The following is a 20,064-nucleotide window of genomic DNA, read 5'->3' on the forward strand; positions in this document are numbered from 1 at the left end:
TTTCGACCTTTGTGTTGTGTGGAATTTGAAATGCGGCCTCGATAGGGCCGCATTTTTTTTGGCCTTGTTTTCGGCCTCCGACTTAACCGTACATGGCACGGCGCCAGGAGAGAACGCAATGATTTCGGTACGACTGCCCGATGGCTCTATCCGGCAATACGATCATCCGGTGACGGTGGCCGAAGTGGCCGCGTCGATCGGTCCGGGTCTGGCGAAGGCGGCGCTTGGTGGCAAGGTCGATGGTGAGCTCGTGGACACGTCGGCCGTGATCCAGCGCGACGCCAATGTCTCGATCGTCACGGATAAGGACCCCGAGGGGCTTGAGATCATCCGTCACTCGACGGCGCACTTGCTCGCGTATGCGGTCAAGGAGCTGTTTCCGCAGGCCCAGGTGACGATCGGGCCGGTCGTGGACAACGGGTTCTACTACGATTTCGCTTATCATCGCGCGTTCACGCCCGAAGACCTGCAAAACATCGAGCAGCACATGCACGCGCTTGCCAAGAAGGACGAGCCGGTGTCGCGGCGCGTGGTGTCGCGCGATGAGGCAGTCGAGTACTTCAAACGCATCGGCGAGCGCTACAAGGCCGAGATCATCGAGTCGATTCCGCAAGGCGAGCAGATCAAGCTATATTCGCATGGCGGCTTTACGGACCTGTGCCGCGGACCCCATGTGCCGTCCACGGGCAAGCTCAAGGTGTTCAAACTGATGAAGCTGGCCGGCGCGTATTGGCGTGGCGATTCGAACAACGAGCAACTGCAGCGGATCTATGGCACGGCGTGGGCGCGCAAAGAAGACCAGGACGCGTACCTTCACATGCTCGAAGAGGCTGAGAAGCGCGACCATCGCAAGCTGGGCAAGCAACTAGACTTGTTCCACTTGCAAGAGGAAGCGCCCGGGCTCGTGTTTTGGCACCCGAAGGGCTGGACGCTGTGGCAGCAGGTCGAGCAATATCTGAGACGCCGGCTCGGCGAGGCCGGCTACCTCGAAGTGAAGACGCCGATGATTATGGATCGCTCGCTGTGGGAGCGCTCCGGCCACTGGCAGAACTATCGAGACAACATGTTCACGACGGAATCGGAGAAACGCGACTACGCGATCAAGCCGATGAACTGTCCGGGACATGTGCAATTGTTCAATCACGGCCTTCGTTCGTATCGCGACCTGCCGCTGCGTTTGGCCGAGTTCGGTTCTTGCCACCGCAACGAGGCCTCGGGCGCGCTGCATGGCCTAATGCGGGTGCGCGGTTTCGTGCAGGACGACGCGCACATCTTCTGCACGGAAGATCAGGTGATTGCCGAGTCGATCGCGTTCAATTCGCTGGCGATGAGCGTGTACAAGGACTTTGGCTTCGAGCACATCGACATCAAGCTGTCGCTGCGGCCGCAGCAGCGCGCGGGCACGGACGATACGTGGGACCGTGCAGAACAGGGTCTGCGTGAAGCGCTGGCCGCGTGTGGTCTGTCGTGGCAGGAGCTCGATGGCGAGGGGGCGTTCTATGGTCCGAAGGTCGAATACCACATCAAGGATGCGCTCGGGCGATCGTGGCAGTGCGGCACGCTGCAATTGGACTTCGTGTTGCCGGAGCGCCTTGGCGCGGAATATGTGGCCGAAGACAATAACCGCCGCCGGCCGGTGATGTTGCACCGGGCGATTGTCGGTTCGATGGAGCGCTTCCTGGGCATCCTAATCGAGCACCATGCTGGTGCCATGCCGCTGTGGCTGGCGCCGTCGCAGGTTGTGGTGATGAATATTGCAGAAAGTTCTGCCAATTACGCAAACCTTGTTGCCCAAACATTGAAAAAACAAGGGTTTAGGACGAGCGCCGATTTGCGTAACGAAAAGATTAGCTATAAAATACGAGAACACGCGCTCGAAAAAGTCCCGTATTTGGCAGTCGTCGGCGACAAGGAGCGTGATGCGCAAACGGTAGCCGTGCGTGCCCGTGGCGGCGTCGATCTGGGCGTGATGCCGGTCGAAGCCTTCCTCGACCGCCTGCACAATGAAGTGCGGGTGTTTGGGTGAGCCATCAGCAGCGCGGCTAGTTTTTTGATTTTTAGAGGAAACGTAACATCGCTACTGATAAGTCGTCGCATCGCATCAACGGTGAAATTAGCGTGCCGGAGGTGCGTCTAGTTGGGGTCGATGGAGAACCCATCGGCATCGTGAAGCTGGCCGAGGCGTTCCGTTTGTCGGAGCAGCACGATGTCGACCTTGTCGAGATTGCTCCGCATGCCCAGCCGCCGGTGTGCCGCCTGATGGACTATGGCAAGTTCAAGTATCAGGAAGCCAAGAAGCAGCACGAGGCGAAGCTCAAGCAGAAGGTGATCCAGGTGAAGGAAGTCAAATTCCGCCCGGGCACCGACGACGGGGATTACAACGTCAAGCTGCGCAACCTGACGCGATTCCTTGAGGAAGGCGACAGGACGAAGATCACGTTGCGTTTCCGTGGGCGCGAGATGGCGCACCAGGAAATCGGCATGCGGATGCTGGATCGTCTGCGCCAAGATCTAGACGAATACGGTCAGGTCGAGCAAATGCCGAAGATGGAAGGCCGCCAGATGGTGATGGTGCTGGCGCCAAAAAAGAAGAAGTGATGGGCGTGCGTTGCGCGCGCGGCACGCTGCCGCGTGCGATGCAACGCGCGATGTAGATTTCGAAGGCGGCCGGTACGGCGTCTTCCGAAAAGACGGCGCGTGACGCGATTGCAACGCGCGCCGATGACAAGTGGCCCCCGGGTCTCGCAAGGGCGGAGTGCTCAGCCGCACACCCGTGGCCATAAAAACTGGAGTGGTAGCAATGCCTAAGATGAAGACCAAGAAAAGCGCGTCTAAGCGCTTTGTCGTGCGTCCGGGCGGTACCGTCAAGCGCGGTCAGGCCTTCAAGCGTCACATCCTGACGAAGAAAACGACGAAGAACAAGCGTCACCTGCGTGGCAGCACGGATGTCCATGCGTCGGACGTCAATTCCGTTCGCGCGATGATGCCGTTCGCGTAACCCTGAATCGAACTCATAGGAGAGAAACATGCCTCGAGTCAAACGTGGGGTTACTGCACGGGCCCGTCACAAGAAGATCATTAACCTTGCGAAGGGCTATCGTGGCCGTCGCAATAATGTGTTCCGGATCGCGAAGCAGGCGGTTATGCGTGCCGGTCAGTACGCATACCGCGATCGCCGCAACAAGAAGCGGGTGTTCCGACGCCTGTGGATTGCGCGTATCAATGCAGCGGCGCGGCAACACGATATCACCTACAGCGTGTTTATGAACGGCTTGAAAAAGGCGTCGATCGAACTCGATCGCAAGGTACTTGCCGACATGGCCGTGTTCGACAAGGCCGCTTTTGCCGCCATCGTGGCGCAGGTGAAAGCCGCCGTTGCCCGCTGAGCGCAAGGACAGTCGGTGCCGGGTCGGTCGTACCGCGCCCATGGGGCCGTACGCCGACCCGCAGACTTGAACGGGGGCTCTTGCTGGAGCCCCCGTTTTTTTGTTGGGCGCAAGCTTTTTGATCCACTGACAGACGTTGAAATGATGGGATCTTCCGATCTTGAGCAGATCGTCGCCGACGCGCAGCGCGCCTTTGCGGATGCTGCGGACACCGTGACGCTCGAAAACGAAAAGGCGCGTTTCCTCGGCAAGGCCGGTGCGTTAACCGAATTGCTGAAGGGCTTGGGCAAGCTGGACCCGGAGGTGCGCAAGAGCGAGGGTGCTCGCATCAACGTCGCAAAACAGCAGGTCGAGGCGGCATTGAATGCGCGTCGACAGGCACTCGCCGATGCGTTGATGAATCAGCGGCTGGCGGCCGAGGCGATCGACGTGACGCTGCCCGGGCGCGGCATGGGTGGGGGCAGTCTGCATCCGGTGATGCAGACGTGGGAGCGCGTCGAGCAGATTTTTCATTCGATTGGCTTTGATGTGGCCGACGGTCCGGAGATCGAAACCGACTGGTACAACTTTACCGCGCTAAACAGCCCCGAGAACCATCCGGCGCGCTCGATGCAGGACACGTTTTATCTCGACGCGAACGACGCGCAAGGCAGGCCATTGTTGCTGCGCACGCATACGAGTCCGATGCAAGTGCGGTATGCGCGGATGAACAAGCCGCCGATCAAGGTCATCGTCCCTGGGCGCACCTATCGTGTCGACAGCGACGCGACGCATTCGCCGATGTTTAACCAGGTCGAGGGGCTGTGGATCGACGAGAATATTAGCTTTGCAGACTTGAAGGGCGTCTACACAGACTTTCTGAAGAAGTTTTTCGAGCGCAACGATATCCTCGTGCGTTTTCGTCCATCGTACTTTCCGTTTACCGAACCGTCCGCCGAGATCGACATGAAATTTGAGCACGGCAGAAACGCCGGGCGCTGGCTCGAAATTTCCGGCTCGGGGCAGGTGCATCCGAACGTGGTACGCAACATGGGGCTCGACCCGCAGCGCTATATTGGCTTTGCCTTTGGCAGTGGCCTTGAGCGACTGACGATGCTGCGCTACGGCGTGGACGACTTGCGCGCGTTCTTTGAGAACGATCTGCGTTTCCTGCGCCAGTTTGCGTGACCCGACTTTCCTTATCGACACCCCATGCAATTTGCTGAATCCTGGTTAAGAAGCTTTGTTGATCCGCCATTGTCGACTGAGGCGCTGTCGCATGCGCTGACGATGGCGGGGCTCGAGGTCGAGGCGTTGGCGCCGGTGGCGCCGCCGACATCGAAGATCGTTGTCGGCAAGGTGCTCGAGGTTGTCAAGCATCCGAATGCCGATAAGCTGAACGTGTGTCAGGTTGACGTGGGCACGGGACAGACGTTGACGATCGTGTGCGGTGCGCCGAATGTGGTACCTGGCATCAAGGTGCCGACCGCGCTGGTCGGCGCGACGCTGCCGCCCGCGGAAGCGGGCGGTGCGCCGTTCAAGATTAAGCTGTCGAAACTGCGCGGCGTTGAAAGCCAGGGCATGCTGTGTTCGGCTCGTGAACTGAAGTTGTCGGACGACCACAGCGGACTGTTGGTGTTGCCGGACGATACGCAGATCGGACGCGACATCCGCGACGTGCTGCAGCTCGACGACATGATTTTCGAGATCAAGCTGACGCCGAACAAGGCCGATTGCTTATCGGTGTTCGGTATCGCACGCGAGACGGCTGCAATTACCGGTGCGCCGCTCAATGCGCTATCCTACCACCCTGTGCCGGTCACCTGCGACGCGCGGTTGCCGGTGTGTATCGAGGCGCCGCAGCTTTGCGGACGGTTCTCCGGCCGCGTGATCCGCAATGTCGATGCGCGGGCCAGCACGCCTGCATGGATGGTTCAGCGGCTTGAGCGAGCGGGCCAGCGCAGCATTTCGGCGCTCGTCGACATTTCAAACTATGTGATGCTCGAGCTCGGACGTCCATCGCACCTATTCGATCTGGACAAGATTAGCGGCGGCTTGCACGTGCGCTGGGGCAAGCGCGGTGAGACGCTGAAGCTGCTCAACGGCAATACGATCGAACTGGACGAAACGGTTGGCGTGATCGCGGATGATCAGGGACGTGTCGAAAGCCTGGCCGGTATCATGGGCGGTGACCGTACCGCGGTGACGCTCGATACGCGGCATATCTATTTGGAGGCGGCATTTTGGTGGCCGGACAGCATCCGTGGACGCGCCCGCCAATATAACTTCTCGACCGATGCTGCGCATCGCTTCGAGCGAGGCGTGGACTACGCGACCACCGTTGAGCACATCGAGTACCTGACGCACTTGATCACGACGATTTGCGGTGGCGACGCCGGTCCGGTGGACGACCATATCGTCAACCTACCGCAGCGCAAGCCCGTTTCGATGCGCGTGTCGCGGGCAAACCGGATCATTGGCGTGCCGATCGATGCGAACGAGATTGCCAGTATCTTCACGCGTTTGAATCTGTCGTTCGAGCGTGCGGCGGACGGCGATACGTTCATTGTGACGCCGCCAACCTACCGTTTCGACATCGAGATCGAGGAGGACTTGATCGAGGAGGTCGCTCGCATCCACGGATTCGAAAAGATCCCGGTGCGTGCGCCGATCGCGACGAGTGAGATGCGGGTGACGAACGAGACGCGGCGCTCAATTCATGCGTTGCGTCGTGCGCTAGCGGCACGCGACTACGCGGAAACGGTCAATTTCAGCTTTGTCGATGCCGAGTGGGAACGAGATTTCGCCGGTAACGAGCGGCCTGTCGCGCTGCTCAACCCGATCGCGAGCCAGCTGTCGGCGATGCGTTCGACACTGTTCGGCAGCTTGATCGGCGTGCTGCAGCATAACCTAAATCGGCGTGCGGAGCGCGTGCGCGTGTTCGAGGCTGGGCGGGTCTTTCGCGCGGATCCGACGGTAAAGGAAGGTGAATTGACGGTAGAAGGTTTTGTCCAACCAAAGATGATCGGTGCGCTGGCCTATGGTCCGGTCGTCGATGAACAATGGGGGGTATCGGCGCGGCATGTTGATTTCTTCGATGTGAAGGGCGACGTGCAGGCGCTGTTTGCACCGACGGTGCCTCGCTTCACACGGGCTTCGCATCCGGCATTGCACCCGGGGCGCAGTGCGCGGATCGAGATCGATGGTCGCATTGTCGGTTGGATCGGCGAGCTACATCCGCGTTGGATGCGAAAATACGACCTTCCACATGCACCCGTACTGTTCGAGGTCGAGGCTGATGCGGTGGCGGGGCGTGCACTACCGAGCGTGACTGAGATCTCGAAATTCCCGCCGGTGCGCCGTGACATCGCGTTGGTCGTACCGCAGCATGTCGAAGTCCAAGCGATACTCGATGAGTTCGCGCAGGCTCGGGTCGGCAACGATGCACTCCGGTTCGTGCAAAAAATGATGCTGTTTGACGAATTTCGGCCGAAATTCGACGCGAAGCAAACCGGTTCTGGTGCTGTTTCGGGAGGGCTCTCGGCTGACGAGAAAAGCCTTGCGTTCCGGGTAACCTTGCAAGATACTGGCGGGACCCTTCAGGACGAGACGGTTGATCTCGCCGTCAAAACCCTGGTGGAACGCTTGGCTCGAGTCTTTGGTGCGAGGTTGCGCGGCTAAATCAAATCCGATTTGCCCAAAAAAACCAGAGGCTACTGTTATATGATAAGCATCCAATGAACTCGAGTGAATTCGAAGCACTTCTGTCTGCGCAACGCAGTGCGATGAGTCGCGATAATCCGGCTTACAGCAATCCGGTTCCCTCCGAGACGCCGACGTTGACAAAAGCCGAGTTGGCCGAGTTGCTGTTCGATCAGGTCGGTTTGAACAAGCGCGAGGCAAAGGACATGGTCGAAGCGTTCTTTGAGGCAATCCGCGATGCGCTCGAAAACGGTGAGAGCGTCAAGCTATCGGGGTTCGGCAACTTCCAGTTGCGCGACAAGCCGCAACGTCCGGGACGCAATCCGAAGACCGGCGAGGCTATCCCAATCGCGGCACGGCGCGTGGTGACTTTCCATGCGAGCCAAAAGCTGAAGGCGCAGGTCGAGTCCGGCGCTGCGAACCTGCAGTCACGCTGAACGTAGCCACGTCAGGGTCCGCTTGTGCTTAGCCCCCCGCGACGCATCCAAGACCGACATGACGAGCGTGTGACGATGGACAAAGTCACGTTGCCCCCGATACCCGCGAAGCGGTATTTCACGATCGGTGAAGTCAGCGAACTGTGCGGCGTCAAGCCGCACGTGCTCAGATATTGGGAGCAGGAATTCACGCAGTTAAGGCCGGTCAAGCGCCGCGGAAACCGGCGCTATTATCAGCATCATGAAGTACTGTTGATTAGGCGGATCCGTGAGCTGTTGTATGAGCAAGGATTCACGATCAACGGTGCGCGCAACCGGCTCGATTCACGCGGTGCGCTGTTGCCGGACGAGCCGGGCGGTGCAGTCCCGCCGCCGGGCGACGCGGGCGTGTCGCCAGCGGATCCTCGGCTTGTTGCCGTCGATGTGGATGCACTGCGTGACGAAATCCGACAGGTGATCGTTTTACTGACGGACGGCAAGCGATCGTGACGTATCGACGGGTGCGTGCTTCCCTGATGATTCACCTGGTATGTGTGACCCATTCGGTTATCCGTCTAGAAAGCGCGTGAGCCGTTCATGACGCAGTTTGGCCAGCTATCAACCTTCGGACGTTGGGAAACGGGGGGAGAGCTTCAATCGCTTCGTATGAGAATGATCAGGCACGTCCCGCGCGTCGTCCAGCAGCTGCTGTGACTTTGTCATTATCGTAAGTTAGTTCTGAAGTGACGGCGACGGCATCTGTTTGCACGGCCTTCTAAATGTATAGCCAGCGCAGCAACCTTCCATAATTTGCAGTACTTTCTTCCTGCCGTCTTATTTTTGAGGGAGTCGCCATGCCCAGATACTCACGTCTCCCCCAATGCGTCAGTGTTCGCGATAGCCTATACAAAACTGGGCTGTTTCATCGGCGCGTTGCGCGGAAGAAACACATGAATCTGACAAACTGGCGACGTTGGAAGGGGAGCGTAGTTTGATGACTATTCCTATAACGTAACTATCTCTCTAATTACAGCATCGCATTGTTTCCAGGACCGGTCAACCGTTGGTGCCGTCATTACGGTCATGGTTGATAAGACGATTTGCTAACGGACAAAAAGTACAAAAACGAAATTATTGTCATAAATAGACAAACCGCTTGCCTTTTAGACAATTGGGGCATTGCATACTTTTGCTGAATCTCTTATTAAAGCAATGGTGGATAACACACTTTGAAGAGCCTGGAAGCAGAACGATGTAACAACGTACAGTGCACGCTGTGTAAATAGAAGTGGCTGACAGAGTTGTGCACGGTAATGCAACATTCTCATTAATAAACGTGGAGCGGCTATGAAGAATAAAATAGTGGGGCTTGAATTTTCGATCGAAAAAAACGCAATTCACTCGCTTTCATCCAGTACGGCCATCGGTGCACAGCCCGCTCCACACCAACCGGTTCCATCCCGTTCCTGCGCAATCGTGGGCAGCGGCACATTAGCCGTCTACTGTGCGCGGCAGCTGATGGCCGCAGGGCATATTATTCAGGTGGTACTGTACACCGATGCAGTGTTGCAGACATGGGCACTTGACGAAGGGGTTCATTGTGTCGACACGATTGAGAGATTGAATACCTATGTTGAACAGCATCCAGTTGATTGGCTGTTCTCAGTTGTCAATCCACTGATCCTGCCCTCGTCGCTGATTGAAAAAATCCGCGAAGGCGCGTTCAATTACCATGACGCGCCCCTGCCTCGTTACGCGGGTCATTACGCCACATCATGGGCATTGCTGGCTCATGAATCAGATTATGCGATCACTTGGCACCGCCTTGCCGCTGCGGTGGATGCCGGACATATTGCCGTCCAACATCCTGTTGTCATTGATGCCAACGAGACCGCGCTAACCTTAAATTTAAAGTGTTATCAGGCAGCGCGGGAAGGGTTTAATGAATTATTGTCGCACCTAGGGCAATGCTCATTGACAGTGCGTCCGCAAGACCTAACCCATCGCAGCTTTTATGCCAAGCATCGTCGCCCTCCAGCTGGCGCCTATTTGCGTTGGACGAGTTCGGCTCGGGATTTATCCGCATTGGCTCGCGCGTTGACGTTCGGTGAACTTTATCCAAATCCGTTGGGTTGTCTCAAGCTTTGGCTTCAGCAGGGAACGGTGCAAGTGGCTCGGGTTGAACGACTAGATCAGCGCTCGGGCGCTGCGGCTGGCACGGTGATTCGCATTACGCCCCATGCATGGCAAATCGCCACAGGCAGCGAAGATGTGTTGATCAGTGGTTTTGCGACACTGGAAGGCGAGCCGCTGTCAGCTCAAACGTTGGCAGTGCAGTCAGGTCTTGCTCAAGGCACGAAACTGCCTGAGCTTACCCAGCAACAGTCCGATGCCGTCACAAAGATTCATAAAACGCTGGCCCCTCATGAATTGTTTTGGCAGCAGCGCTTGGCGCGTTGGCAGTTTTGGACACTGCCCTTCGAGCATGGCGAGCGTGACACTGAACCTAATTGGGCCACCAGTGCATGGTGTCCACCATTGCAGGAGAAAAGCGAGGCAAATCAGCCCGTAATGACATTACTAACGGTATTGGCGATTTATCTGGCTCGTCTGACAGAGCAGAGTCAGTTTCAAATCGGCTGGCGCGTGAACGGCGCTGACGACCCATTGAAAGCGCTCGCTTGCTTGGCGCCAGTGGTGCCGATAGACATCACGGTAGAATTGGACCAGCCCTTTGCGAGGAACTTAGCCCATATCGACGCAGAGTACGCCCGCGTCCAACACCACCACACATTCGTGCGCGATCTAATCGCGCGTTGCCCAGCGCTGCGTAGTCTGCCCGACTTACGTACCACACACCCTTGGTCAGTGGCAGTGTCGGTATTACCTGATCAAACGCAGCCAGATCTTGTTGCGTATGGTGAGGCGGTCGGTGCTCTGCTAACACTTCAAATCGATACGCGCGGCGCATTTCGCTGGTTGTATGATGCCAAGCGCTTAGATGCCGATCAGGTTCAGCGCATCAGCGAGCATTTACGTGAGTTGGGTCATGCGTCGCTGATGGCAGAGGGCGCTGAAGTGCCAGCTGGAAAATTAAACTTATTGCCGGCAGCCGAGCGAGAATTGCTGTTGAGCACCTGGAACGCGACGGAACGAGACTACCCAGCACATTTGTGTATCCACCAGCTGTTCGAGGCGCAGGTGGCACGCACGCCAGACGCGATTGCGCTGGTGGATAAAGCGCAGACACTGAGTTATGCCCAGCTCAATGCGCAGGCTAATGGTCTTGCGCATCGACTCGTTGAGTGGGGCGTCCAGCCAGGCGACTATGTCGCTACATTACTTGAACGTTCGATCGAGCTAGTCGTCGCGCAATTGGCGATTCTCAAAGCGGGCGCAGTTTATGTCCCAATCGATCCTCGAGCTCCGGCAGAACGGCAAGTTTGGGTCGTTACCGATTGCATGGCCCGGTTAGTACTGACCGATACGCATATCGAGGTACCCGACACGTTGCCTACAGCCGTGTTGTATTTATCTCAGACGGATGTCAATGGAATAGCAGATATACCGGCGAGCGATTTGCAACAATCAGTCCGCACTAGTCTCGATACGGCCTATATGATGTACACCTCAGGCTCGACTGGTACTCCTAAGGGTGTGCTTGTGCCGCACCATGCTATTGCCCGTCTAACCATCAACAATGGCTATGTTGACATCGGGGGCGCTGATCGCGTCGCGTTTGCCGCCAATCCTGCTTTCGACGCGAGTACCTTTGAAGTGTGGGCGCCGTTGCTCAATGGTGGCGGTGTTGCGATATTCGATTCGGACACCGTGCTTAATCCCTCCCGTTTCGAAGAAGCGCTTACACGATATCAGGTGACTACGCTTTTTCTAACGACCGCGTTGTTTAATCAGCTGGTTCCGGTCATGGCTCCAGCTTTGTCACGCTTAAAATATCTGCTCTGTGGCGGAGAGCAAGAAAACCTGGATTCTTTCAAGCAGCTGCTAAGGCAGTCCGGGCCGACGCATTTGATTCACTGCTACGGGCCAACCGAGAGTACAACTTTTTCAACGACCTATGAGGTGACTGAGCTTAGCGATCGGTCTGAACGTTTACCGATCGGCCGGCCGATTGCGAATACGCGCGTTTATTTGCTCGATGCGCACGGCCAGCCTGTGCCACTCGGTGCAGTCGGCGAGCTATACATTGGCGGCGCCGGGGTCGCACGCGGCTATTGGAACCGACCAGAGCTAAGCGCCGAACGCTTTATGCCCGATCCATTCTCCGATTGTGCCGATGCACGCATGTATAAGACGGGCGATTTGGCGCGTTATTTGCCCGATGGCAATTTAGAGTATTTAAGGCGCAACGATGAGCAGGTCAAAATTCGCGGCTTCCGCATCGAGCCGGGCGAGATCGCGGCACGCCTGGCTGGCCACTCGCAGGTGCGTGAAGCGGTCGTGCTGGCAACAGGCACCGGCGCGGATAAGCGCCTGGTCGCGTATGTGGTCGCTGAGCCCGATGAACAGCTTGCCAGCACGCTGCGCGCGCACGTGGCCGCGGCACTGCCCGAGTATATGGTGCCGGCCGCGTTCATGAGGCTTGACGCGTTCCCATTGACCCCAAACGGCAAGTTAGATCGGCGTGCGTTGCCCGCACCGGATGACGAGGCGCTTGCGCATCAAGCCTATGAGGCGCCGCAAGGCAAGCTTGAGACGACGCTCGCGACGATCTGGGCCGAATTGCTGGGTGTAGCGCGCGTGGGCCGGCACGACAGCTTTTTCGCACTTGGCGGTCATTCACTGCTCGCGGTGCAACTGATCGAGCGTTTGCGGCGCCAGGACTTGAGTCTGTCGGTGCGTGCGTTATTTGAAACGCCGATACTCAGCGAGTTAGCCAGATCGCTAGGCCAACACCGTGAAGTGGCTGTGCCACCCAATCTCATTACCTCCGACACTACAACGCTGACCCCCCAGTTACTGCCACTGGCCAACCTTAACCAGGCCGACATTGATCGGATTGTCGAACAGGTCCCGGGGGGCGTCGCGAACATCCAGGACATTTATGCATTGTCGCCGATGCAGGACGGTATTTTATTTCACCATCTACTGTCGACCAAAGGCGATCCATATCTGCTGATCGTCCAAATGGCTTTTGATGACCGGGCGCTGCTCGACCGTTACCTGAATGCGGTTCAACAAGTTGTCAATCGACATGATATTCTGCGTACCGCGTTTTTCTGGGAGGGCCTATCCAAACCCGTGCAGGTTGTTTGGCGTCACGCGCTGCTGTCGATCACCGAAATCGCGGTCGATCCGGCCGCCGGACAGGTCACTGAACAATTGGCCCAACGGTTCGATCCCCGACATCACTGTCTTAATCTGACACAAGCTCCGTTGTTGCGCTTTGTGATTACGCAGAATGGTGATGGTCGCTGGTTGCTTGTTCAGTTGCTGCACCATTTAATCCACGATCACTCGACGTTAGAAGTGATGCAGGCAGAGGTCCAAGCTTTTATCGAAGGTCGAGGCAAGACGTTGCCACCTGCACAGCCGTTTCGTAACTTGGTTGCGCAAGCGTACCTGGGCGTGTCACAAGTCGAGCACGAGCGCTTTTTTACCGAAATGCTCGCCGACGTGGAAGAACCGACGCTGCCGTTCGGGCTGGCCGACGTGCATCATGACGGCACTCGAATTACCGAGGTACGCCAGAGGCTGCCGCAGGCTTTAAACGATCGGCTGCGCGCCCAAGCCAAACGGTTAAACGTAAGCTTAGCCAGTTTGTGTCATTTGGCCTGGGCGCAGGTGCTCGCACGCGCGAGCGGGCAGCAGCGTGTGGTATTCGGCACCGTGTTGTTCGGACGAATGCACGCGGGCGACGGCGCGGACAGTGCAATGGGGCTATTTGTCAATACTTTACCGTTGCGCGTGGACCTGGACGGCAGTGTGCAGGCGAGTGTGCGTGCCACGCATGCGCGGCTAGCTGCGCTGCTCGAACATGAGCATGCGTCGCTGGCGCTTGCGCAACGCTGCAGTAGTGTACCGGCTGGCACACCGCTCTTTAGTGCACTGTTGAATTACCGACACAATGCAATACAGACAGTTGAAAGCGAAACGGTATCCGGCATTGAGTCCCTTAGTTTTGAGGAACGCACGAACTACCCTCTTATACTGTCGGTGGACGACTTCGGCACCGCGCTGGGATTGACAACTCAAATTGCGCAACCGTTTGATCCGGCTCGCGTGTGCGGTTATATGCAACAGGCGTTGGAGGGATTGGCCGAAGCGCTCGAGCACACGCCCGACATGCCAGTTTGGCAACTAGAGATATTATCCAGTGAAGAGCGCGAACGTTTACTCGAAACGTGGAACGCGACTACGGAGCCGTATCCGCAACACACTTGTATTCACCAGGTGTTCGAAGCCCAGGCTGAACGCACGCCACAAGCTACCGCACTGGTGTACGAACAGCAGACACTCAGCTACGCGCAATTGAATGCGCAGGCCAACCATCTTGCACATCGTCTGATCGAGCTCGGTGTTCGACCGGACACGCGTGTTGCAATCTGCATGGAGCGCAGCCCCGCGATGGTCGTAGGACTGCTCGCGATTTTAAAGGCGGGCGGCGCCTATGTGCCGCTCGACCCAGTGTATCCGTTTGAGCGCCTCGCCTATTGCCTCACCGATGCTGCGCCAGCGATTCTACTGGCCGATGCGGCCGGTCGTGCTGCGCTGGGCGGGACAGTCCTCGATTCGCTGACCGTGCTCGATCCAGCTGTGTTACCAGAAACCACCAGCACCAATCCCAATGTGCCTGAGCTTATTGCTCACCATCTCGCGTATGTCATTTATACGTCCGGCTCAACCGGCACCCCAAAGGGTGTGATGGTCGAGCATGCTCAAATTGTTCGCCTGTTTGAAACCACGCCATTAACCAGCCTGCAAAAAGGAGACCAGGTACCGAACCGCTCGCAACGAGCCTATAGCTTGACGCCTGACGATCGCGTCTTGCAAAAAACGTCTTTTAGTTTTGACGTTTCACTGTGGGAAATATTTTGGACATTGATGAACGGCGCCACCCTTGTGGTAGCGGCTCCGGACGCGCACAAAGATCCCTTTGCGCTTATGGATTTAATTATCCGGCAGCGTATCACTACCGTTCACTTCGTGCCGTCTATGCTTCGTACTTTTTTACACAGCGGAAGCATCCAGCACTGTACGTCCTTAAAACATTTAATTTGCAGTGGCGAAGCGTTGTCGGGTGCGAGCGTCCGACTTTGCCAGACGCTGCTTCCCCAAGTGCAACTGCATAACTTATATGGGCCCACAGAAACTTCTATTGGTACGACAGTCTGGACTTGTCCAGCAGAATGCACAGAGGAAAATGTTTCGATTGGTCGGCCGATTGCGAACACGCGGCTTTACCTACTCGATGTACATGGCCAGCCGGTACCTCAGGGTGCGGTTGGCGAATTGTATATTGGCGGGACAGGGGTGACACGCGGCTATCTCAATCGCCCCGAACTCACGGCCGAGCGTTTTGTGCCCGATCCGTTCTCAGACGCATCTGACGCGCGGATGTACAAGAGTGGCGATCTGGCTCGCTACCGGCCCGACGGCAATATAGAGTACCTGGGACGCAACGATTATCAGGTCAAAATTCGTGGTTTTCGAATTGAACCTGGTGAAATCGAAGCGCACCTGATTAAGCACCCACAAGTGCGCGACGCTTTGGTGCTCGCACTCGGTGAGGACAACGACAAGCGGCTTATTGCCTATGTGATAGCTGCTGAGCCCGACGAACAACTCGCTAGCATGCTGCGCGCTCATGTGGCAGCTGCGCTGCCTGAGTACATGGTGCCGGCTGCATTCGTGCGGCTGGACGCATTCCCGGTTACGCCCAATGGCAAACTGGACCGGCGTGCATTGCCTGCGCCGGAAGGCGATGCCTTCGCACGGCAAATGTATGAAGCACCACAAGGCGAGATTGAAGACGCGCTCGCGACAATCTGGGCCGAGTTGCTCGGCGTCAAGCATATTAGTCGTCACGACAGCTTCTTTGCGCTCGGGGGGCATTCGCTGCTCGCTGTGCAAATGATTGAGCGCATTCGCGCCACGTTGGGTGCCGAGATCACTATTCTCTCACTATTTGAAGCGCCTACTGTCGCCGCGCTGGCCCAACGCCTACTGCCGCAGGAGTGCACCCAAGACGATGCATTTGCCATTTTGCTTCCTATTCAGCCCAACGGCACCCGGCCGCCTCTTTTTTGTGTTCATCCTGTCAGTGGTTTAAGCTGGCTTTATAGGAATTTGGTCAATCATTTAGATACTGATCAACCCGTCTATGGCTTACAAGCCCGAGGATTGAACGGCGTGCCGCCACTTGCGGACACAATTGACGCAATGGCTTCGGACTACATCAAGCAAATCCGCCGCATTCAGCCAGACGGGCCTTACCATCTATTGGGGTGGTCTTTTGGCGGCAATGTAGCTCATAGCATGGCGGCACAGCTTGAGCAACAAGGCGAAAAGGTGGCACTGTTGGCTTTGCTGGATAGCTATCCAGACTATGCTCAGCGAGCCGATGATCCGGAGATGATTCAAAAGGAATTTTATATCAAGCTGCTTGCTCGCTATGGAGATGAAAGCATTCCAAACGTGGGGGAATATTTATGGGAAAAAACCCGAGATGTTATAAAGAACAATCATCGTCTTTTAAAGGAGGATGCTCCGCCTATTTATTGCGGTGACGTGCTGTTTTTTTACGCAACGATGGCGGAAGACGAAGCTACTCCTCTCGCTTCTCCTAATTTATGGAGGCCTTATGTTCTTAAAAATATTGAAACATATCATATTCATTGCAAACATAGGGACATGGGAGGGCCAGGGCCGGCCATTGAAATAGGCCGTATTTTGGCGCAAAGGCTGGATGAATTACAGCAGCGTCAATTAGCCTGACAAGCGCATCGTAAGCGTTGATCGCATACCGTCTTGATGACTGCGGCAACGCTCAAGACGGGCTTATTTGGACTTGTTGACGTGGATTCTGTACGATTTGATGATCCAGCTTCTCCGATTTGCGGCCAAACTTCATACGATGAAGCTTGGTAATGAGTAGCTGCAGTTGTTCGAGTTCGGCAGCGCGCGAAGCCAGCGCCGCTTTTTGCGAATCCACCCTCTCTTGGGGGTTGGCGACTTGGGCGTCATGCTCGCGAAGCCGCCGCTGCCTGCTCGAGCAGCATGGTCTTGAGCGTATCAATGTCTTCGGGAAATGGGATCGCGCGTGTCCTGGGCGCAGAAACTGCGCCCAGGACGCTTACAATGCCGATAATATAGGTTATCCTGGCGTTGCCAGCTTCGCACTAGCGAGTTGGTTCAGGCTTACGACTTCTTCAGCGGCTTGCAACGCCAGCATACGATGTAGCTGCGGCGGAATACGGACTCGAAACTTCTCCACTATAATGCCAATCGGCAATAGGCCCGGGGATACGTTCGCCGCTGGCCTGCATATCAGCTACAGTAGAAGCGACCCGTTTGACGAATCCCGGTGAGTGCCTCTTCAGAGGTAGCGGGCGGCAAGCCACGAAAGCGAAGGGAATTTTACGCACAGTCCCACGTGTTCGCCATCTTCAGATGATCATGTGATGCGGTAAGTGTAGTGGTCGGTCTGCATATTAAGCCGCGTGAGAGGGGCGATGAGTCATATCTCCGCGTCCGGCCAATAGACCATCGATGGAAATGTCCTCATCAATCGCTTTCCAGTGTAGGCCGTATCGGCCAATTTCATATGAGGCCCGCTGTTCGGGCGCGGCGTTTAACAAACGCGGAAACCATGCCAGCGGCACGCCGAGTGTGCGGCCGTCTGACAATTCAACCCACATTGTGCAATCATCAAAGCGAAGCTCTTTAGCCGAGGTGCTCATCCCAAGTCCTCTCGATTTCGTCTCGACGCGCCTGAACGACGCGGATTAAATCCAACTGCTCCTGACGGTTGAAGCCGTCGCTGTAGGCAATTCGCACATCACGATACAATCAGAATTTCGCATCATTGCCATTGCTCCGCGCATGGATGTGCAGCGGCTCACGCGGCGTGCCTTCGTCCAAATAGAAGAAAAACCGGATGCCTTTGTACCTGAAAACAGTCGGCATTGAATATGCCCATTCACGGATTGCTTTGCAAAGATGCCAAGATCATGGTGGTAATATTGACACCTATTGTTAAGCTAATTTCCGGACGGCGTCCTGCCGGAGATGCTGACCCGAGGGTCTCTCCAGTGCCCGGCTTCTATTCCGCAATGTCAAAAGCACCCAAGCTGGACAAGGGTTTTCAGAATGCGAATCGATCTTAATTATCGGTTCTTCGTGTAAAAGAATCGCTATCTATGCAAACTCCAACTTAACGGTTGGGCCACGCGTTTTGCCGTCGCGGCCGACGACCAGTGCGAATAGACAAGCTTCGCGCGCGTGTGTGGTGGGTCGGAGATCCTGCCAATGACGCGCCGCTCGTTAGCTCGACGTGGTGCCGGGCGGTAGGCCAGTGCGCGTCGCACTAGCGGACGTCGAAAGGGCCGAGCGGTACTGAAGGCATGAGACGTATTAGAAATTTTCTAATTGCCTCCCCATTGCATAAAAAACAGGCACTAACGAGAAAACCCGCGAAAGCCTTAGCTGACGCGGGTTTGAGGCTGGTCGGGGCGAGAGGATTTGAACCTCCGACCACCTGCACCCCATGCAGGTACGCTACCAGGCTGCGCTACGCCCCGAAAGCGATGAAGTATAGCAGAGATGTGCACGATTGCGAACCGCATCCAGCTGACTGATGCGCGGTGTCGTCGGATGCATTGATCCGCTACGCGCATTGGGCGGTCGGGATACCGGATTTCGTTGCGCAAAGTCAGCATCACCGGGCGAAGGCGAACAGCCCTGCGCCGTCCTGGGACGGCACGCCGCCGCGGGGCTTGCGCACGAACAGCGCCTGCCGAGCGGTACCTCCAGAGCCTTCAGCTCGATTAATGACGGTCTGTAGCGTCAGGCGTGGCTTGTGGGCAGTGTGGCTTGCATGGCCGGTTGGTTGGCGCGCCAGTGGGCTGGCGTAATAGTGGACTGGTGGCGTAATGGGACTGTTGGACCGGTGGGCGGCCGGCGCAGCGAGTGTGGGGGATTTGCAGCCAGCATGGCGGGAGCAGGTAGTAGCGATTTCGGTCACGGCAACAGATGCGAAGCAGTAGAGCGCGTGGCGCACTTGCGATCATGGCGGCCCGAACGGCGGGGCTATAGTCACAACTGCGGCTGTCCCGACAAGTCGACTATCGCAGCTTTCCTCTTTTCAAGTGACCCCTACCCATGTCTGGCAAACAAAATCGGCGCCTGGTCGACAGGCGCCTTTATTTAATCATGTTAGCTGCCTGCGTAAATCAAGCGTACGCACAGAGCAGTGTAACGCTGTACGGTGAATTGGACACTGGCGTCGCATGGTTGAGCAATGTCGCCGACCATGCGCAGTACAAGGCGACCAGTGGCTTGATCGACGGCAGCTATTGGGGAGTGCAAGGCTCGGAAGACCTCGGTGGCGGAAACAAAGCGGTGTTCCGGCTCGAACACGGCTTCGCGGTGACCAACGGGCAATCACTGAATGACCATCCGTATTACGTCGGTTTAGGCAACGAGCGATACGGCACGATCACGTTGGGTCACCAGTACGATGCGGTTCATGACTATTTTTCCCCCTTCACGCTGACGGGCGGGGCGGGAGGCACTGCGTTTGCCCATCCGTTTGACAACGATAACGCGAACAACTCGTACCTCGCGCGCAATTCGATCAAGTACACCAGTGCCCAGTTCGCGGGTTTCAGCGCGGGCGGCATGTATGCGTTCTCGAACGCGGCGGGACAATTCGCAAATAACCGTGCGTACAGCGTTGGGGCGAACTACCAAAACGGCCCGTTTAATGCGGGCGCCGCATACCTTCACGTGGGCGGCCGTGGCAGGACGGCAGCCGGCGCCTACGATATTGCGGCGCTGCCCGGCTCAAACCGCGACGTGCTCAACGCCGCCGTCGGCGTGCAGAATACCTACGGCGTCGGCGCGAACTATTCGCTGGGAGACCTGACGCTGGGTGCCGCGTGGTCCCGTGCGACCTATACGGGTGTCGTGGATGCCGACACGGGCGCTAGTGCCCGTTCGATCGGATTGAGTAACTACGAGGTCAATGGCGTATATCAACTCATGCCCACGTTGACGCTGGCCGGCCTATACACGTATACGAAAGCGTCCGATGCTCACTGGCACCAGGGTGCCGCGCAACTCGATTATGCACTTTCCAAGCGTACCGACACCTACGTGGAGGCAATTTATCAGCGAGCATCAGCCGGCATGCCAGCCATGATCAATACCGCCGATCCCGCATCTGGTGGGAGCCAGCTATTGATCGCCGCAGGCGTTCGCCACCGTTTTTAATTTACCAGCATCACTCGTCAGTCGCCCAGTTGAACTGATGCGCCGATGACAGATGCGCTGACCACCGACCACCGACCACCGACCACCGACCACCGACCACCGACCACCGACCACCGACCACCGAC

Annotated in this window: 12 protein-coding genes, 1 tRNA gene and 2 pseudogenes; 10 read left to right on the forward strand and 5 right to left on the reverse strand. The window is 56.9% G+C overall.

The features are described from left to right. Window positions 1-118: 118 nt before the first annotated feature. The 9 genes from thrS to B0B13_RS04820 all read left to right on the forward strand — a co-directional run bounded on the left by thrS (window position 119) and on the right by B0B13_RS04820 (window position 16,441). Complete coding sequence (gene thrS / locus B0B13_RS04780; protein ID WP_076794732.1) at window positions 119-2,026, forward strand: threonine--tRNA ligase; 1,908 nt, start codon at window positions 119-121, stop codon at window positions 2,024-2,026. A 47-nt stretch (window positions 2,027-2,073) separates the two neighbouring features. Further along, on the forward strand, window positions 2,074-2,598 hold the full coding sequence (gene infC, locus B0B13_RS04785) for a translation initiation factor IF-3 (RefSeq protein ID WP_076785117.1): 525 nt from the start codon (window positions 2,074-2,076) through the stop codon (window positions 2,596-2,598). Between the two features lie 202 nt (window positions 2,599-2,800). Then, entirely contained in the window at window positions 2,801-2,998 is a 198-nt protein-coding gene (gene rpmI, locus B0B13_RS04790; RefSeq protein ID WP_076785116.1) for a 50S ribosomal protein L35, read from the forward strand. Between the two features lie 28 nt (window positions 2,999-3,026). Then, window positions 3,027-3,386 carry a 50S ribosomal protein L20 gene (gene rplT, locus B0B13_RS04795; protein ID WP_013434982.1) on the forward strand — a complete coding sequence of 120 codons (360 nt, stop codon included), beginning with the start codon at window positions 3,027-3,029 and terminating at the stop codon, window positions 3,384-3,386. A 144-nt stretch (window positions 3,387-3,530) separates the two neighbouring features. Continuing rightward, window positions 3,531-4,553, forward strand: coding sequence for a phenylalanine--tRNA ligase subunit alpha (pheS, locus tag B0B13_RS04800; RefSeq protein ID WP_076785115.1), 1,023 nt, complete (start codon window positions 3,531-3,533; stop codon window positions 4,551-4,553). Between the two features lie 24 nt (window positions 4,554-4,577). Further along, complete coding sequence (gene pheT / locus B0B13_RS04805) at window positions 4,578-7,046, forward strand: phenylalanine--tRNA ligase subunit beta (RefSeq protein ID WP_076794734.1); 2,469 nt, start codon at window positions 4,578-4,580, stop codon at window positions 7,044-7,046. A 56-nt stretch (window positions 7,047-7,102) separates the two neighbouring features. Beyond that, window positions 7,103-7,504: an integration host factor subunit alpha gene (locus tag B0B13_RS04810; RefSeq protein ID WP_076794736.1), complete on the forward strand. Its 402-nt coding sequence runs from the start codon at window positions 7,103-7,105 to the stop codon at window positions 7,502-7,504. A gap of 75 nt (window positions 7,505-7,579) precedes the next feature. Continuing rightward, window positions 7,580-7,993, forward strand: a complete 414-nt coding sequence (locus B0B13_RS04815; RefSeq protein WP_076785113.1) for a MerR family transcriptional regulator — start codon at window positions 7,580-7,582, stop codon at window positions 7,991-7,993. A gap of 837 nt (window positions 7,994-8,830) precedes the next feature. Then, window positions 8,831-16,441, forward strand: coding sequence for a non-ribosomal peptide synthetase (locus tag B0B13_RS04820; protein ID WP_139337321.1), 7,611 nt, complete (start codon window positions 8,831-8,833; stop codon window positions 16,439-16,441). An 88-nt stretch (window positions 16,442-16,529) separates the two neighbouring features. On the opposite strand, the pseudogene B0B13_RS19105 reads toward B0B13_RS04820, so the two are convergent. The 5 genes and pseudogenes from B0B13_RS19105 to B0B13_RS04845 all read right to left on the reverse strand — a co-directional run. Beyond that, window positions 16,530-16,742 (reverse strand): annotated as a pseudogene (locus tag B0B13_RS19105) (hypothetical protein); the annotation flags it as partial. A 78-nt stretch (window positions 16,743-16,820) separates the two neighbouring features. Next, a pseudogene (locus tag B0B13_RS04830) lies at window positions 16,821-17,099 on the reverse strand (toxin-antitoxin system HicB family antitoxin). A gap of 58 nt (window positions 17,100-17,157) precedes the next feature. Beyond that, entirely contained in the window at window positions 17,158-17,406 is a 249-nt protein-coding gene (locus B0B13_RS04835; protein WP_076794740.1) for a DUF2442 domain-containing protein, read from the reverse strand. Between the two features lie 109 nt (window positions 17,407-17,515). Continuing rightward, window positions 17,516-17,632: a DUF4160 domain-containing protein gene (locus B0B13_RS19110; RefSeq protein ID WP_139337322.1), complete on the reverse strand. Its 117-nt coding sequence runs from the start codon at window positions 17,630-17,632 to the stop codon at window positions 17,516-17,518. A 537-nt stretch (window positions 17,633-18,169) separates the two neighbouring features. Continuing rightward, a tRNA-Pro gene (locus B0B13_RS04845) sits at window positions 18,170-18,246 on the reverse strand. Between the two features lie 631 nt (window positions 18,247-18,877). Here B0B13_RS04845 and B0B13_RS04850 point away from each other — a divergent pair. Beyond that, complete coding sequence (locus B0B13_RS04850; RefSeq protein WP_076797145.1) at window positions 18,878-19,939, forward strand: porin; 1,062 nt, start codon at window positions 18,878-18,880, stop codon at window positions 19,937-19,939. Window positions 19,940-20,064: the final 125 nt, after the last annotated feature.

This window comes from Burkholderia sp. b14, assembly GCF_900156195.1.
In the GTDB taxonomy this organism is placed as follows: domain Bacteria; phylum Pseudomonadota; class Gammaproteobacteria; order Burkholderiales; family Burkholderiaceae; genus Mycetohabitans.